The organism is Methanosarcina sp. 1.H.T.1A.1 (assembly GCF_000979295.1).
Classification (GTDB): domain Archaea; phylum Halobacteriota; class Methanosarcinia; order Methanosarcinales; family Methanosarcinaceae; genus Methanosarcina.
Genome location: NZ_JJQY01000117.1, coordinates 1 through 17,004 on the forward strand (window position 1 = coordinate 1; position 17,004 = coordinate 17,004).

A 17,004-nucleotide genomic window follows, 5' to 3' on the forward strand; every position below is an offset into this window, starting at 1 on the left:
ACCACCGAGATCTACACCTCTCTATTCGTCGGCAGCGTCAGATGTGTATAAGAGACAGCGCCTATACCGGGGAACTAAAACAGATTCTTGATGCTGACATTATAGTCCCTCAGTACTCGGAAGTAGGAAACGCCGTCGGAGCCGTTGTCGGAAAGGGCATAAAAAGGATTGAAATCCTTATCCAGAGTACCTATTCAAAAGATCGAAAAAGGCTTGTCCTCCTCTTTTCCCCTCAGGGCAGGGAAACCTTCGGGAGCTATCCGGAAGCCCTGGAATATGCAGAATCCCTCGGAAGAAAACTTGTAATGGAATACATGACCGAGGCTGGTCTTGACAAAGGGCAGGTCCAGATTGAGATGAGTAGAAAAGATATTTCCCTGAGTGAGGCAGGCTCAATGCCCGTAGAATCAAAACTTGTTTTTGTCGGAGTCGGGATGCCGAAAGTCTGAGTTCCGGACAGTCTGAGTTCCGGACAGTCTCCGGAACATTTATATTTTCCCGCAATAATGCAGATATTATGTCTTGGATTACAGTGATTCAAAAGTAAAGATAAAAAGACAGATGAATAGAAGCTTTGAGTTTGGAACTGTTCTTAATCTCAAGATTTGCTTTTGAGCTCGAAATTTATTCTTTAGCTACCCGTTTACTTCCGGATTCTGATTCTAAGAAATAGTTTTAGGAGGAAACTAACTGGAATTAAGGTATTTCCTTGATTTGAGCAGGAAGCTATGGAATGAAAAATAAATGACTTATGAATTATACAAAAATGACTTACGAATGACTCAGAGATTAAATCATATACGGGATCACAAAATGGCACCTTATGAGTGATCCGTAAATATTAAAAATGTGTAAAAGGAGTTAAAAAATGGCATACAGTCTAGGCATCGATGCAGGCGGGACATATACCGATTCCATATTACTCAGGAACTCGGATGGAAAGGTTGTCGACTCAAACAAGGCACTCACAACATATCCCGACCTTCTTGAAGGAATTACGAATTCTATTGATGGACTTGACCAGGAAAAGCTGAAGCTTGTGACCATAGTTTCGGTTTCCACAACCCTTGCAACCAATACCATCCTTGAAAAGACAGGATATCCTGTAGGGCTTGTTCTTGTAGGAGATTATGAAATCCCTGCTGATTCTGAAATCGAAAACTGCATAATGGTGCAGGGAGGACACAACAGCTACGGAGATGAGGTCGCAGCCCTCGACCTTTCCACAGTTGAAAGCTTTGTACTGAGGCTAAAGGGCAAGGTCTCGGCGTTTGCAGTCTCTTCATATTTCAGCGTCCGCAACCCTGAGCATGAACTGCGCATAAAAGTCCTGATCCAGGAACTTACAGGGCTTCCTGTTGTCTGCGGGCATGAACTTGCTCAGTCCCTGGGAGCCTATGAAAGAGGGGTTACAGCTTACCTGAATGCTCAGCTCCTGCCCGTAGCAGAGGGTTTCCTGAAGACCGTCGTAGGCGAGATCGAAAGGAGAGGGCTTGAATCCAGAATTGCAATGCTCCGCTGTGACGGGTCTGTCGTAAGCATGCACGAAGCCATGAAAAAGCCCATAGAGTCGGTCTTTTCCGGGCCTGCTGCAAGTCTTCTTGGGTCTTCTTATCTCTCAGGGCATGAGACCTGTGCTGTTATCGATGTCGGAGGGACAAGCACGGATGTCTCCCTTATCCATAAAGGACTTCCTTACCTCAGTGAAACCGGAGCTATTGTAGGAGGCTGGCAGACAAAAGTAAGGGCACTCAGGATGGAGACCTCGGCAATGGGAGGGGACAGCCATATCTGGGTCCAGGGCAGCAGGACAAACATAGGACCTCGAAGAGTTATTCCGCTCTGCAGGGCTGCTGTCCTCTACCCTTCGTTCATGAATACCCTGAAAAAGCGCTGGATTCCTGACAGGCTGAAAATGAATGAGCATATCCAGGCAACAAAATTCTTTGTAAGGACAAAACAAAAAGCTGTTGACCTGAGTCGGGAGGAAGAGGAGCTCCTTGCCCTTATAAGAAATGAACCGCTTTCCCTTAAAGACGTCTACTGGGACAGAAATATCCTTCCTTCTAAAAAAGTAATGGACTCCCTGATCCAGAAGCGGCTTGTCCAGGTTATTGGCTTTACCCCAACTGATGCTTTGCATGTCTTAGGGGAATATGCAGAATGGAATTCCGAAGCCTCGGAAATAGGGGCTACGCTGCTTGCAAACTTCACAGGAACCAGTAGGCAGGAGTTCTGTATAAACGTAAAGCAGCTTTTTGCCAGGAATATGGCAAGAGATCTTCTTTCCTTCCTTATGGAAGGAGTTGACAGGAATGAGATTGAGAAAATGCTCGAAGGCAAATTTTTCTCCCGCTTTAAGGTAGATATTCCTGTAGTACTTCTGGGAGGGCCGGTCAGAGCGTATGTGGATAACCTGAAAAACCTGGTTGATGCCGAAATAATTGTCCCGGAATACTCCGATGTAGGAAATGCGGTGGGAGCTCTTGTGGGAAAAGGGACAAAACGCGTTGAAATCACAGTCCGTACAACTTACAGTGAATCAAAGTATGACCTGAGGACAAAAGGGGTTTTTGTCTACACTCCTGTGGGAAGAAGGCATTTCGTCATAAGAAGTGAGGCTCTCGAGTTCGCTGAGGAGTTCGGAAGAAAGCTTGTTCTTGACTACATGGCTGAATCAGGGCTTTCTCCGGACCAGGTCACAATCACTGTAGAAAAGAAGGACATAAAGGTTCATACAGGCGATATTCCCCTTGAGACCAGGTTTATTTTCGAAGGAACCTCAAACTCAGATGTTTACGAGAAAGCGGTATCCGAGCATAAATAATTTTTACAAAGTTTTGATGAACCTTAAGGATAGGCATGATCTCAGGACTGCAACTCTGCAGAAGTGACTTCCATAGCTGATAATTGGACGTGAAAATAGGGGAAAGTTCATAAATCTCCTGTACATTTGGAACATGAAATATTGGTTATACGCCTTAATCCTAATAGTTCACCTGACACTGCAGAAAAATTTTAAATCATTTATAACTAATTTATTTGTGTATTGGTTGCCCAAACAATGGAAAATCGCACAACAGATGTATGAAATATAGATACTTAAAGGAGTTAACATGATCCCTAGAAAAGCATTTTTGACAAAAGGTACCGGGGTCCATAAGGACAGATTAGCATCTTTTGAACTCGCACTGAGGGCTGCAAAAATAGAAAAATACAACCTTGTGAGCGTCTCAAGTATTCTACCTCCCAACTGTAAACTCGTACCTAAAGAAGAAGGCGTCTCAGAATTGAGGCCCGGTGCCATTGTCCATTGTGTTCTTGCGAGGAACGATACTAACGAGCCGCACCGCCTGATGGCATCAGCCATAGGAACTGCTGTACCTGTGAATGAGGATAACTACGGCTACATTTCAGAACACCACTCGTTTGGAGAAGAAGAAGTAATTGCCGGGGAATATGCTGAAGATCTGGCCGCAACGATGCTGGCAACAACTCTCGGCATAGAGTTTGATGCGGAGATGGCCTGGCATGAGAGAGAACAGGTGTACAAGGCAAGCGGACACATTTTTGATACCTTCCATATGTGCCAGACCGCAAAAGGAGACAAGGACGGAAATTGGACTACAGTAGTGGCTGCTATGGTCTTTGTTACAAGTAAATGTTGAAAAACCCACAAGAAGATGAATATTAAAGAAGATGAATATTAAAAGAAATTTAAGAAAATAAATTTAGAAGAAATTAAGGATATAGAGTTAAAAATACTCTGTAGAGTTAAAAATACTCTGTTTTTAAAAAAGGATAAGGGGAAGAAAATCAAAGCTTCCCCGGTCTAAAGGGCATGTAAGGCCTGGAAGAATCTTGCCCACATGTCCCTGAAATATTTTTCTGAAGCTCCTGGCCGGATTGGAGTGCTGTAACCAATAAGTGCAGCACCTGCAAGGATGAAAAGGCCCCCCTCAATTGTGTCAGGTTGCACAGTTTCTCCAAGGAGTATGCAGCAGAAACATATACTGCTCATCGGTTCAAGCATCCGAGAATATAGCTTTAATATAGTGTTCCTTTGCTTCATCAAAGCGCTCAAGCTTGAAGAGGAACAGGCTGTAGTTGTAGCGGGTGTTGATGTCTTCGGGATCCAGTTCCAGGGCTTCTTGGTACATGGCCTCAGCCTGCCGGAACATTCCTAGCCGTTTCAACAGGTTGGCGTAGTTGCAGAGCGTAGAGACGTGGCAGGGGTCTATCTCAAGGGTCTTTTTGTACTGGATTTCAGCTTCATGATATCGTCCAAGCTCAAAAAGGAGCTGCCCGTAATTAGCCCTGGTATCCGCATCCTCGGGTTTCAGCCTGAGGATAAGCCTGTACTGCATTGTCGCCTCCTCAGTACGGCCGGATTCCGAGAGCAGGTTGCCGTAGTTGCAGAGAGCACTTATGTGACCGGGGCTTACCTTCAAAACCTCTTTATAATGAACTTCAGCTTCCTCAACCTTTCCTTCCTCCTTGAGGAAATTGGCGTAATTATAGTTGGCTGACACGTGCTCCGGCACCTGTTCAAGCACCTGTACGAAATGTTCTTCGGCCTCCTCTTTCCGCCCCAGTTCGGCAAGGAGGTTGGCATAGTTGCAGCGGGTGTTTGCATTTCTAGGGTCCAGTTCAAGCACTGTCCTGAACTCGCGTTCCGCTTCCTTCAGTTTCCCGAGCTCAAAAAAGAGGTTTCCATAGTTGCAGTGGGTGCTGACATGCCCCGGCTCAAGTTCAAGAGCCCGCTTGTACCGGCTCTCTGCTTCAAGTTTCCGTCCAAGCTCGGCAAGGATAATTCCCTGGTTGCAGAGCGAGTTGACGTGTCCGGGATCAAGTTTCAGGGCTTCATCGAATTCCTAAAGAGCGCTTTCCTTCCTCTCCATGAAATACGCAAGCACACCAGTAAGGAAATAAGCCTCAACCCGCTGTCCCCCTTCTCCCAGGAGGGCGCAAGCTTTCATGAACACGTATTCTTCCCTGAACATCCCCTTTGAGTCGCATATTTTTGCGATGTTCAGGAGATAATCGGGAGAAATCCCGTTTTTCCTTGAAAACTGGACTGCAAACTCAACTCCTGCACCGGGTTCGTTCTCATTTCTCCTGACCGATTCCACAACATCAAAAACAAGTTTATTGATCATGTCCAGATCCATAAAAATCAATTCTCCCAAAAATAATTCCCTGAGAAAAAGCTTCAGCTTCCTCCTTATTTATCCACGGTTTTCAGCCGATAAATACTTTATTATATAATTCGGACTAAAGGAAAAAGTTTTCAAAAAAGTTGTCCTGAAATGCAGTATATTTTTCCGAGAAATCAAAAGAAGAAGAGGGAGAAGACTAGAGAAGTAAAAAGAAGAATGAGAATAAGTTAAAGAAGAAGTTAAAGAATAAGTTAAAGAATAAGTTAAAGAAGAAGTTAAAGAAGAAGTTAAAGACAAAGTTAAAGAAGAAGTTAAAGAAGAAGTTAAAGACAAAGTTAAAGAAGAAATGAATAAGCTGTTTTTAAAAGGATAAGGGGAAGAAAATCAAAGCTTCCTCGGTCTAAGGGGTATGTAAGGCTGGAAGAATCTTGCCCACATGTCCCTGAAATATTTTTCTGAAGCTCCCAGCCGGATCGGGGCACTGTAACCTATAAGTGCAGCACCTGAAAGGATGAAGAGGCAGCCCCCAATTGTGTTTGGTTGCACAGGCTCTCCAAGGAGCATGCAGCAGAAACAGATACTGCTCACAGGCTCAAGCAGGGAGAGCACAGCTGCAGTTTGTGCTTTTATATGTATCACACCTCTCAGGTACAGAAGGGAGGCAAGAGCCGTAGCTATAAAACCTAGAGGTATTAGCAGCTTCAGGTTTACGAGCAGGATTGGCACCGATACAGAGACCCCGAAAGGCAGGAGCAGGATGAGGCTGACTGCTGTTGACCAGAACATCTGCTCGACAGCCGAATAGGTTTCCTTCAGGTAGTTCATGGTCATGATCGAACAGCCGTAAGAAAGCCCGGAAAGCAGCCCAAAAAGGATTCCTGTGATGTAGTTTCCATTTTCGGAACCTGTGCTCCCGGAAATATTTGAAGGATTGACAGCAAGCAGTATACCCGAGATAGACAGGGTAAGTGCAAGCATATCCCGAAGAGTTACGTGCTCTTTAAGGAGTAAAGGAGAGAGCAGTGTAACATATATTGGTGCTGTGTACAGGAGAAGCACAGCTACAGGAATGCCAGTATGTTTGATTGAGGAGAAATATGTAAACATCGTTACTGTGTTAAGAACTCCAAGCAAAAGCATATAGAATTTCTTCTGCTTCAGTTCAATTTTCTTTATCCCTCCGGACACTACAAGATACCCTAGAATGACTGCAAATCCGAAAAATAGCCGGTAAAACAGGATAGAACCTGCGTCCATAGCTCTGATCTCTTTTACAAATATACCTATCATCCCAAAAAGGATACAGGACGTGATAACTGCTGCAAATGGTTTGTTATTTTCTTTAACTGTTATGGGCATAATTGCCAGAGAGATATTAGAGCCAGGATATATAACTATTTGAAAATAATTAATTATGACAAATTATGAAAAATACGGGAGTTAAAAGAGGGTTGAAGCGAACAACTCAATATAAACTTAAAAAGAATACTATATGTAAAAGGAATAAATATTCAATTAAAAAAGAAAAACTGTTTTAAACAGGGTTAATAAATTTATTATCATCTTCATTTACTCTACAAAATAAATCATTTCATTGGGGTTGCGGGTCAGTTCGTTGCTTTCTATCCCGGACTGGATAAGTTTCTCTATTCTGTCCCAGGTATTTTTGCGGGTTGTTTTAATCCCCAGTACCCTTGAGGTCTGGATAATCAGGTCTTCCATAGGGGTTGAATACTGGGTGTTAAGGACAAAACGGACAGCCTCTTTTATTTCCTCATCGCAGATCCATTCAATCTTTGCATATGTATCAGCATCGCGCCTGCGCAGGAGATATTCAGGTTCCGAGAGCGGCCAGTAAAATTCCCCTTTTGCCAGGATTTTTCCAGAATTTTCAGCCGCTGACATGGAGTCAAGTACTTTCTGTTTGATTTTGCCGAGCATGCGTGAGATTCCTGTATGGGATTTTATCCTCTGGAGTATTTCCTCTGAGTGAACAGGACCTTCGCATTCCACAATTCTTACAATTGCCTCCTCGATCTGCTCATCGGAAACTTCAGAAAAGTCTCCTGATTTCGGAAGTTTGGAGGAGAGGCAGGTTTTGTAGAGAGGCACAAGAGCCTCCAGAGAATTCCCTTTCCCGGACAGTTTTTCATCCTCGTCTTTCATATTCTCAGGCGCATGAGGTTCGAGAATTCCGGGATAGTTAGTCTCAAGCCCTGATTTGATGTCGGTTTTTACCTTCGATTCGGTGTAAGATTCAGCTTTAGCTCCTGTTTCTGTTTCTGTTTCTGGTTCAGATTCAGAACTCCATTCCGGGTCAGGATAATCATCTTCTTCAGGATCTTCAGGTTCAAAGAAGCCTTCCGAGCCGTAGATGTAAGCAAACTCGTTAATCCTTTTGCTTTTTCGTTTCTTTTCCGGACCTGCACTGAAATCGATCTCCGGGTAAGCCTGGAAGAAGTTTATTCTTTCAGATTCAGGCTCAGGAATGGGATCTGATCCTCCGTCAATATCCGTTTCGAAATTAGAGCGTGGGTCAACACTGAATTTAAGAAGCTTTGATTTCTTTAACCTTCTTATAGGTTCCTTTCTGGAGTTTTCGTCAGCGAGAGTAGCCATGGACTCGGTTTTTAAAGTCATTTCAGGAAGGAAGTCCGGCCCTGAATAGGTTGAAAATCCTCCTTCAAGCGTGGGGAAAGCAGCAGTAAAGGATTCTTCATCTTCTGCTCCGTCTTCATACTCCACCTCGTCTTCCAGTTCCTCTTCATCTGCTTCTTTTACTTCCTCTTCGTCTGCTTTTTCTTTTTCTTCTTCTTCTTCATATGCCGCTTCAAAGGAAATCTGTTCAATAGATTTCTTATCAGGGGAATCTTCGACCAGGAACTCCATTTCAGATGAGTTTCCCGAAAGGTTTTCTGAAAGGAACTCGACTTCAGGGGAAACTTTTGTCGGGGATGCCGTTTCAAAGGGTCTTATTTCAGGCTCGTTAAAGTTTTTTACAGGCTCTTTAAAGGCTTTGCTTTCTAAAGGTGAAAACAGGCTTGCAGCAGGAACGGCTTTTACCTCATAAGTTCCGGCTATCTCATAAGTTGTGGCGATCTCATTAGTTTTGGCGGATTTTGCCCAGGCAGGAGGTTCGTTTATTATCACAACTTCGGGTTCATGTTCGGATTTTGCCTGCAATTTTGCCTGTCTAACAGCTGCCTTTACGGTATCAAGCAGTTTTTCCCTGCAATCTTTCGGATGAAGGTACCAGTCCGTAGACCACACCCTGTAGATTTTCCAGCCCAGCCCTTCGAGGACCTGCTGGCGCAGGCGGTCGCGGTCTCTTGCAACAGGAGAAGAATGGTAGCTTACCCCATCGCACTCGATCCCGAGCACGTACCTGCCCGGGTGGCGGGGGTCAGGGACTGCAAGGTCGAGCCTGTACCCGGCACATCCAATCTGCCTGTGCACCTCACACCCGTTTTCGGTCAGGAAATCGGAGACCGCTTCTTCGAAAGGAGAATCAAGCTCCTGCCTGCCGCATAACGGAGCCGGAAGGGTGCCGCTTTCAGCAAACTCAAGGAAGACTTTGAGGGCTTTGAGCCCGAAAGAGGAGTTTTCGTCAAGGGACAGGTCTCTTGAAGTAAAGTTGGAAAAGACAACGCATTTTTCCCTTGCCCTTGTGATAAGCACATTCAGACGCCTTTCTCCTCCTTCCCGGTTAAGAGGTCCGAAGTTCAGGGAAAGTTTCCTGTTATTATCAAAACCGAAACCCACACTCAGAAGAATGACATCCCTTTCGTCGCCCTGGATGGTTTCGAGGTTCTTTACGAAGAAGTGTTCACCCCTATCATTCCCTGAGTTAAGGTCAACGCCCGGGTTTGCTTTCAGGAGAACTTCGATCTCTTCCTGGATAGCCTCCTGCTGTTTTACATTGAAGGTGCCGACCCCCAGGCTTTTTCCAGGATACTTCTGGAAATGCTCGAACACTGCCCTGGCAACAGCTCTTGCCTCTATCCTGTTGGCTCCACTCTTGCCCCTGTCATAAGCCGCCTCAGGGAGGTGGACGAACTTCAGCCCCAGGCTTTCATCTTTCTGCATGGGGGAGGGGTAAACATAGAGGCGGTTGTCGTAAAACTCCTGGTTTGAAATCGCAATCAAGGACTCATGCCTGCTCCTGTAGTGCCAGCGCAGGGTCTTAACCGGGAAACTGCGCTTGCAGACGTTCAGGATGCTTTCCATGTCCCCTGCGGAAGCATAGTCATCAGGCTCGCTTTCAGGAGAATCGACAACAGTATCGAAGAAGTCGGTTGGGGGAAGCTGTTTTGAGTCTCCCATTACCACTACCTGTTTTCCGCGCAGGAGTGCTCCTACAGCATCTTCGGGCCTGACCTGGCTTGCCTCGTCAAAGATGATCACATCAAACCTTGTACTCCTAGGGTCCAGGTACTGAGCAATGGAAAGCGGGCTCATCAGGAAGCAGGGCTTTATTTTCTGTATAAGGCTGCCTGCCTTTTTCATCAGGGTGCGTATGGGCATGTGCCCGCGCTTGCGGTTGAACTCATTAAGCAGAATTCCGGCTTCGGAAGCTCTTGATGCTCCCGAGGTCAGCCTGGGGGCCTGCTCATAAGCAGAACAGACAATCCTCTTCCTGTTCTCAAGCAGGACTTTTTTGTCAAGCTCGGTGAATTTGCTTATCTTGCCTTCATGAAGTTCCCGGATAAAAGCAGAGAGTTCCGGCCTTTCCCTGAAAGCCCGGTGCAGCATGCTTTCGGCATAGTTTCCTTCAAAAGCCGGGATCAGGTCTTCGGGCTCTATTTTCCCGGCTTCTATATCCTCCATCATAGGGGAAGCAAGCGTTTCAAGGCAAGCCTGTCTGTATCCCAGGTACTGGCTCCAGAACACGAGGGAAGAAGTCTCGTCCTTCCATCGGGTTACACGGGACTTTAACTGGCTGAGCTTCACAGCTTCCATATCGTTTCCGAACATTTTCCCGAAATCTGCCCCTATAAGGGAGCCAAGTTTTTCCAGGGAGGAAAGAAAAGCCTGTTTTGCTGCCAGGACTTCATTTATAGCAGACTCAAGGGCTATTGCATCAACCCCGCCTCCTACCAGCCTGAATGACCTGTCAGTTAGAGTACCTTCCTTGATATGCCTGCGGAAGGGGATCATCCACCTGCAGTGTTCTTCCAGGAAGACAGGGTCGCTTTCAAGGCCCTTCCAGTACTCCCAGAAGAACTTTTTGCCATTTACCTCAGCGCCCTCAAGCTCCAGCCTGTGCGCCTTGCACTCGGAAACACAGGCCAGGTCGAGAAGGATTTTGCTGTCTTTTGAAGGCGCCCCTGAGATATAGCACGCTGAAATCTCCTTTTTTAGTTTCCTGTACCTGGAGTTTAAAATACTGAACAGCTTGCCGGATACGTCCTTAAACTCGGAGGTGTCAAGGTCAAAAACCGACGGGTGAAAAGTCCTGTCCACAAAAGTTTTCAGTTCCCTATACTGCCTGATTTTTGAGATCAGGGCTTCCGCTTCGGATATTGAAGCCTCGGAGTCCCATTCAGGGTTCTGGAGTATTTTTTCAGGCAGGGGTTTTGATTTGCTTATAAGTTTTGCAGCTTCGGTTATGCCTATAATATCTTTAAGTGTTTGGGGTTTTGAGGTTGCAGAGAGGTCATTAAGGGTTTTTATTGTCTTCTCAAGGTTTTCAAAAACAGAAGCGCATTCATCTGCAATAGATCCGATTTCCCCCAGGTCAGAAGGCAGCACAAGCCCGGGTTCGCAGCCGTACCAGGGATTTTTCCTGACAGGGCCGAGAGCAGGAAGTACCTGCCCGATTTTTTCCAGAACAGATTCAGCTTCTATCCAGGCCTTAGTTTCCCACGTATCAGGGTCTTTAAACTTAATATTGGGTATTTTTAGGTCCTTTGACTCAAAGTAAATCCGGGTCTTTTCCTTTACCCCGTAAAGTGCATAGAGGCTTGGGTAGATCTTTCCTGCAGGTTCTCCGAGTGTCCTTGCATACCCGTTGAGTTCCTGTTTAAGCTTTTCAAGTTCGTTAATATCTCTCTCAGCGCTGATAGCAGGAGGTGCTGCACGGTTAAGGGCTTTTTCCAGTTCCTCAAGCACGGCTTTTTTCCTGGTCTGGTGGCTGTGCACCTCGAGGCAGAGCTCTCCTAAACCCGCATTATCAAGCCTGTTCTTTACAACCTGAAGGGCAGCCATCTTTTCGCTCACAAAGAGCACGCTTTTGCCCTGGGCAAGCAGTTCTGCAATTGTGTTTGCAATGGTCTGGGACTTTCCTGTGCCGGGAGGCCCTTCCACAACAAGGTCTTTTCCGGCTTTCACATCCTCAACGACTGCAATCTGTGAGGAGTCGGCATCCATTATATGGTAAGTATCTTTTGCCGAAAGCTTCAGGTCGACCTCCTCTTCCCGAAAGCCCTGAATCTCGCACTCAGGTTCTTCAGGGTTGAAGACCTTCTGGATCAGGGGGTGCTCTGCAGGAGACATGTCCTCGGGCCAGGTTGCAGGGTCCAGGTCTTTATACATGACAAATTTTCTGAAGTTGAAGAGGTCAAGGCAGACTTCCGGAATGATCTTCCAGTCCGTTTTTTCGCGGATTGTCCCTAGTACCGTCCTGAAGTATTCCTGAATCCCGGAAGCGTCCTCAGGCATTTCAAACTCAGGGACCTCGACCCCGAACTCTTTCATCTTCGCCTGAAGGGTAATAGAGGTAAAGATCTCGTCTCCTGTCCACTGGATGCTGAAGTTCCTTCCTTTCCCTATCCTCTTGAGTTCAACAGGAACAAGGACGAGGGGAGCCCTCGGGTTCCTTACTGAAGATTTAATCTCACTCCACTGCAGAAAACCCATTGCAAGATAGAGGACAGGATAGCCCTGCTCTTCAAAAATAGAATTTGCCTGGTTATAAACGTAAAAAAGTTTCCGATCAAGAGTTTCGTTGTCGTCGGGGGTCTCAAGAAACGGTTCGAAACGGGAGTTCTGGAGTTTATTCTTTTCTTCGGAAACAGGGATTTTTCCTATTGTTTTCAGAAGTTTGCTTTCATTTTCCGCATCATCATCTTCCCCATTCCCCCCATTTTCGGTTTTCCCTCTTTTTCTGGGCCTGGTTTTTGCTGCCCTGAACTTCATTGATTTTTCCTGGAGAACAAAAAGGTCATAGACCTCCTCCGGGGTTCTGCCCGTAATTGAGATTGTCCTTCTCAGGGAAGGACGGTAATTGAGAAGGTTATTACGAAGAGATAGATCAAGCAAGTTTTGCCTTAGTGTTTCCAGTTCCTTAACTACGTCTACCATAAAATACCAGGCCCTTTTCAAATAATCAATAAAATCTATTTATGATACAGATAAGAACACAGGATTTTTAATAAATTTTACAATGTTTTGCCGGAAAATAAGACTTCTGAACAGGGAGGAATTCTACTAAAAAGAAAACGAACTCCTCTTAAAGTCTCTTCAGGCTCTGAAATAATTCAATTCCGTAAATACGCGACTGTATAACATTAGTCACAGAGTATAAAATGTTTTTCTAAGAGGGTGTCTTAATATTAAATAATCCTTGTACCTTGATTATGGACCCGGATATTTTTAATTCGTCCGCTTGAGCGAGCTGAGCTCACTGCTAAAACCCATAGATTAGCCCTCTTGAGCGCAGCGAAAAGAGCAGCGTACTGCAGAGTCGCAACTCTGCTGAAACGGACCGCGTACTGTTGCGATTACATCGCAACTCCCTGAAAATCTTCTATTTTCTGTGATCTCGAGGCGCGATTCGAGAGAGGCGAATTTTACCTTAGGCCTTGCTTTCTTTTTCCAGGCTCATAAGGAGAGAGCTTGCAAGAATAAGGACGCATCCGAGCAGGGTGGTCCTGGATACCGGGTCGTTTAAGATTAGATAGGCAAAAAAGATAGCACTTACGGGCTCAAGCAGGGAGATTATGCTCGCATTCTGGGCTTTTACATGCTCAAGCCCTGTGAAATAGAGAATGGAGCCGAGGGAGGTTATCATTACCCCGAGGAAGAGAAGGACAGGCAGGTTCTCAAGCAGGGCTGCGGGAGATATTTGCAGCATAAAGGGAAAAAGGATCACAAGGGTCACGCCTGTTGAGATAAAAAGCTGTTCCATGCCTGAATATTCGTCTCTGAGGTAGCGGGAGGTCAGAATAATGCAGGCATAGAAAAAACCTGAGAAAAGCCCCATCAGCACACCATAGAGATATCCTGATCCGGCTTCTGCCGTGCCGGAAACGAGACTCTCCGGACCCACAACCACCACCACACCTATAAGGGAGAGCGCAAGAGCAGCAAGGTTTTTTGTGCTGATTTTTTCTTTAAGGATGACAGGGGCGATCAGCAGGACATAAAGAGGGGCCGTATAAAGCAAAAGTACAGACATCGAGACGTTCGTAAAGTTTACAGCCGTGTAATAGGAAAGCATGACTCCGGCGTGCCAGGCCCCGAGCAACAAAAGGGCTTTTCTTTTTCCCCTCAGCTGTATCCCGGAGAGCTGTCCCGTGGCTGCCAGATAAACTGCAAGGGCAAGAAAACCTAAAAGGAGCTGGTAAAAAACAACAGGACCTGCACCCATGTTTTTTATGTACAGGAAAAATATTCCTGCAAACCCATAGATGACTGATGCGGCAACTACCTGGGCACTTGCTTTTATGTGCTTTTGCTCCATGACCTCTGCAAATAAGGGGTCCGCTTAAATAAGACTTTCCCGAGCACACTGAAGATATTCCGGGGCATTTCGGATGATCTCCAGAGCATGAAGGGCGGTTACAGGAAGGACGGCACATGAAGCGAGAAACAGGTACATCATGCCTTAATGCCGCACTATTTTCTTGTATGGTGTGTCAGTCTTCCTGCAAGGGATTCGGGTGGAAAAAACAAAAAATCAATTTTATAACCCAGGTGGGATAATATTAAATAATGTCAAAACAAAAATATCAATGGATAGGCGAGTGCGGAAAAAGAATTGTTAGAGGCGTGTTTGGGTTCATTTATCACCATCATTACATTACCCCAAACACGCCCACACCCTTCAATCCGCACACCTCCGTCCAGTGCGCCTTTTTTCTTTTACATCCCTCTTAATTCCTATTTTTTCCTTCTTCCCTTTTCTCTTCTTCTTCCTTTTTCTCTTTTTCTTCCCTTTTCTCTTCTTCTTCCTTTTTCTCTTTTTCTTCCCTTTTCTCTTCTTCTTCCTTTTTCACATCTTCTTCTTTCCTTTTGCCCGATTCTTTCCCTAAAAAACTCGCTCAGCAAACTTTTTTAGCCTCAGGCAAGTAAGAAATTTCATGTTTTAAGAAACCTCAGGCTGAGGCACCTTGTTCTTCACGCCAAGTACCCTTACAACAACCATGCTGATCTCAAAAAAGATTATCATGGGCACTGCAACCATGACCTGGCTGAGTACGTCTGGAGGGGTAATTACAGCTCCTATCACCAGGAAGACGATATAAATATGCTTGCGGTAGGTCACAAGGGTACTGTACTGTATAAAGCCGTTCCTGGTCAGGAAGGTGAGTACTATAGGAAGTTCGAATATCAGCCCGAAAAGAGCTGTGCCTGCAGCTGCAAACGAAATGAACTTGAAGATCGAGTAGGTAGCAGTTACCCCTGAACCTGCTGCGTTCAGGTAGAGATAGTCCAGAAAGAGGGGTAGCATGAAGAAATAAGCATACGAAGCCCCGAGGGCAAACATTACGAGAGCAGCCGCGCTCAGGAGTACAAACTGGTTTTTTCCGACCTGTATAGGATTTCTGATCGAAAAACGCCTCGATACAGCCCGGTAAGCATAGAATGCAATCACAGGAATGGCAAAGAGCAGCCCTACTATAAATGAGAGCTTGAGCTTCAGCATCATTACTTCAAGAGGGGATATGTACACCAGCTTTGCACCCTCAGGCAGGAGGTCCTCTTTCATCCTCTCAATCAGTGGACCTGTAAACTGGAAAGAAAGAGCAACGCCTGCAAAAAGGACTGCAGCAACTACAATCAATTTCTTTCGCAGGGTCAGCAGGATTACACTTAAGTTTTCAATTGCTTCAGACATATGGAGTACCTATCCGGCAAATAATATGAACTGGTTATCTTTCAGGAACTGATTATTTCGTTATATGTTTTGTTATGCTTGGGATGGCAAATACAAGATTCCAGATCAAAGCATAATATTTCAAGCTTTGTGTTTTTCGGTATTATATTGTAGCTATAAGGCTACTGTAACTGTAACGGATAATGGGGATATCCGAATAAATATTGTAAATATTGATGACGGTAAATATATATCATGGATATATGGTTTTAGAGTATCCCTACTTCAGAATATCCAGAGCATGCGGGATATCATCGAGGTCTGGGATATAAGTGTAATCAGATGTTCCGATATTAATATATTTATTAAAATGCAGTGTAAGACAGAGAAACCAGATCGCAAACTCAACAGAAAAACAGATCGCAAACTCAACAGAAAAACAGATAATAACAGATAAAAACCATGACCTCTCATAATACCGGAAACCAGCTCCCTGATACAGGAAACAAAATTAACGGAAACGCTTGTTCTTCCGGAGTTCCCGGGGATATAGAAGAACCCCTTATGGCTCACCTGTATGAGTTCAGGAACCGGCTTGCTGTAGTCTTTGTCTGGCTCTTTCTGGCTATGCTGGTCGCATACCCCTTCTCTGAAAAAGGGATGATGCTTGTCTGGAAAGAATTCATAAGCCCGGGACTGGATATGGCAGTATATTCGCCTCTTGAATGGATCTTTGCCCGCCTCAAGCTCTGCCTGGTCTTTGCACTTGCAGTATCAATTCCGCAATTCTTCTATCAGCTCTACAGGTTTGCAGGGAAAGGGCTTTATCCGCATGAGAAGCGCTTTTTCCTGAAAGTTGTCCCTGTATCTTTTCTCCTGTTTATTCTGGGAGCTGCCCTGGGCTATTTCATTGTCCTGCCTGTGATGTTCAGGTACGTTATCTTTTACTCAGGGGATGTGGCTTCAGCCCAGCTTTCCGTGCAAAACACCTTCTCAGCCGTGACCACAATACTTGCAGGCTTCGGAATTGTGTTCCAGGCTCCCCTTCTTGTAATATTTGCCGTGAAAATGGGGCTTGTAAAGTATCAAACCCTCAAGAAACAGCGTATACTGGTCTATAGCGCAATTGTAACGCTATCCCTATTCCTTTCGCCGGACCCGACTTTCATTGCCCAGATATTGGTCGCGCTTCTGCTTGTAGTCCTCTTTGAGTTCAGCCTGCTACTGGTCAGGTTGTTTTAAGGCGAGTTTGGGAATTTAACGTAGTCTGTCAGGTCAAAAAAGCATAAATATAAAAAATAAACAGACAGTTGATTCCGCGTAAAACCTGCCTTCCCTGCTTGTTGCAAGAATTTTTATATTTGATCGTCGATAATAGCCGACAATGATAGGTTCCATGGAATTGATTGCAATCCTTATCGCTGCACTGTTCCTCTTCGGGCCAAGGAAACTCCCCGAACTTGCACGGTCTCTCGGAAGTGCGGTAGGAGAGTTCAAGAAAGCACAGAGAGCCGCTGAACTGGAGCTCACAACCTTCGATTCATATACCAGGGAAACAGAATCTGGGGCCGTTCCCGGGGTAAAAGAGGACGAAAAGGATATTATAAACGAAGCCCCGAAAACTAAAACCAGGACAGACCAGAGCCTTAAAAATTCACTGGAAGCCAGATCTTCCATTCCAGATATAGAAAATCACGAAGCTTCCGGTACCAATGGAAAAATCCCGGAATAATAAAGCTTACTGTATATGCTGTCTCTTATACACATCTGACGCTGCCGACGAATAGAGAGGTGTAGATCTCGGTG

Annotated in this window: 11 protein-coding genes and 2 pseudogenes; 5 read left to right on the forward strand and 8 right to left on the reverse strand. The window is 45.3% G+C overall.

Annotated elements, in window-relative coordinates; translation table 11 throughout:
- From EO95_RS12090 to EO95_RS12100, 3 genes and pseudogenes are all read left to right on the forward strand, one after another.
- Positions 1 to 449, forward strand: a pseudogene (locus EO95_RS12090) (hypothetical protein); the annotation flags it as partial.
- A gap of 419 nt (positions 450 to 868) precedes the next feature.
- On the forward strand, positions 869 to 2,827 hold the full coding sequence (locus EO95_RS12095) for a hydantoinase/oxoprolinase N-terminal domain-containing protein (protein WP_048134944.1): 1,959 nt from the start codon (positions 869 to 871) through the stop codon (positions 2,825 to 2,827).
- A 289-nt stretch (positions 2,828 to 3,116) separates the two neighbouring features.
- Complete coding sequence (locus EO95_RS12100; RefSeq protein WP_048134946.1) at positions 3,117 to 3,668, forward strand: pyruvoyl-dependent arginine decarboxylase; 552 nt, start codon at positions 3,117 to 3,119, stop codon at positions 3,666 to 3,668.
- 164 nt (positions 3,669 to 3,832) lie between these two features.
- Here EO95_RS12100 and EO95_RS12105 read toward each other — a convergent pair whose 3' ends face one another.
- The 8 genes from EO95_RS12105 to tatC (EO95_RS12130) form a co-directional block, all read right to left on the reverse strand.
- Positions 3,833 to 4,033, reverse strand: a complete 201-nt coding sequence (locus tag EO95_RS12105; protein ID WP_048134948.1) for a hypothetical protein — start codon at positions 4,031 to 4,033, stop codon at positions 3,833 to 3,835.
- Positions 4,026 to 4,859 carry a tetratricopeptide repeat protein gene (locus EO95_RS18290; protein WP_327037165.1) on the reverse strand — a complete coding sequence of 278 codons (834 nt, stop codon included), beginning with the start codon at positions 4,857 to 4,859 and terminating at the stop codon, positions 4,026 to 4,028. Before EO95_RS18290 ends, EO95_RS12105 begins: the two co-directional genes overlap by 8 nt.
- A gap of 15 nt (positions 4,860 to 4,874) precedes the next feature.
- A complete protein-coding gene (locus EO95_RS18300) occupies positions 4,875 to 5,171 on the reverse strand; it encodes a hypothetical protein (RefSeq protein ID WP_235282996.1) in 297 nt (98 codons plus the stop codon).
- A 372-nt stretch (positions 5,172 to 5,543) separates the two neighbouring features.
- Positions 5,544 to 6,518 (reverse strand): DMT family transporter, encoded by a 975-nt coding sequence (locus EO95_RS12115; protein ID WP_048134949.1) that lies wholly within the window; start codon positions 6,516 to 6,518, stop codon positions 5,544 to 5,546.
- A gap of 210 nt (positions 6,519 to 6,728) precedes the next feature.
- Positions 6,729 to 12,461, reverse strand: a complete 5,733-nt coding sequence (locus tag EO95_RS12120; RefSeq protein ID WP_048134951.1) for a DUF3320 domain-containing protein — start codon at positions 12,459 to 12,461, stop codon at positions 6,729 to 6,731.
- Between the two features lie 493 nt (positions 12,462 to 12,954).
- Entirely contained in the window at positions 12,955 to 13,842 is an 888-nt protein-coding gene (locus tag EO95_RS17160) for a DMT family transporter (RefSeq protein WP_082106031.1), read from the reverse strand.
- A gap of 412 nt (positions 13,843 to 14,254) precedes the next feature.
- Entirely contained in the window at positions 14,255 to 14,377 is a 123-nt protein-coding gene (locus EO95_RS18510; RefSeq protein ID WP_268767907.1) for a hypothetical protein, read from the reverse strand.
- Positions 14,378 to 14,466: 89 nt separating this feature from the next.
- The gene (gene tatC / locus EO95_RS12130; RefSeq protein WP_048134953.1) at positions 14,467 to 15,219 is read right to left on the reverse strand and encodes a Sec-independent protein translocase TatC; all 753 of its coding nucleotides are present in this window, start codon (positions 15,217 to 15,219) and stop codon (positions 14,467 to 14,469) included.
- Positions 15,220 to 15,660: 441 nt separating this feature from the next.
- Here tatC (EO95_RS12130) and tatC (EO95_RS12140) point away from each other — a divergent pair, with 441 nt between their 5' ends.
- Entirely contained in the window at positions 15,661 to 16,440 is a 780-nt protein-coding gene (tatC, locus tag EO95_RS12140) for a twin-arginine translocase subunit TatC (protein ID WP_048134956.1), read from the forward strand.
- Positions 16,441 to 16,582: 142 nt separating this feature from the next.
- Positions 16,583 to 16,708, forward strand: a pseudogene (gene tatA / locus EO95_RS18635) (twin-arginine translocase TatA/TatE family subunit); the annotation flags it as partial.
- Between the last annotated feature and the right edge of the window lie 296 nt (positions 16,709 to 17,004).

Excerpts from the sequence above, each read along its gene's own strand:
- EO95_RS17160 (WP_082106031.1), bottom strand. The coding sequence starts at position 13,842 with ATGGAGCAAAAGCACATAAAAGCAAGTGCCCAGGTAGTTGCCGCATCA.
- tatC (WP_048134956.1), top strand. The coding sequence starts at position 15,661 with ATGACCTCTCATAATACCGGAAACCAGCTCCCTGATACAGGAAACAAA.
- tatC (WP_048134953.1), bottom strand. The coding sequence starts at position 15,219 with ATGTCTGAAGCAATTGAAAACTTAAGTGTAATCCTGCTGACCCTGCGA.
- EO95_RS12115 (WP_048134949.1), bottom strand. The coding sequence starts at position 6,518 with ATGCCCATAACAGTTAAAGAAAATAACAAACCATTTGCAGCAGTTATC.
- EO95_RS18300 (WP_235282996.1), bottom strand. The coding sequence starts at position 5,171 with ATGGATCTGGACATGATCAATAAACTTGTTTTTGATGTTGTGGAATCG.
- EO95_RS12105 (WP_048134948.1), bottom strand. The coding sequence starts at position 4,033 with ATGCTTGAACCGATGAGCAGTATATGTTTCTGCTGCATACTCCTTGGA.
- EO95_RS12120 (WP_048134951.1), bottom strand. The coding sequence starts at position 12,461 with ATGGTAGACGTAGTTAAGGAACTGGAAACACTAAGGCAAAACTTGCTT.
- EO95_RS12095 (WP_048134944.1), top strand. The coding sequence starts at position 869 with ATGGCATACAGTCTAGGCATCGATGCAGGCGGGACATATACCGATTCC.
- EO95_RS12100 (WP_048134946.1), top strand. The coding sequence starts at position 3,117 with ATGATCCCTAGAAAAGCATTTTTGACAAAAGGTACCGGGGTCCATAAG.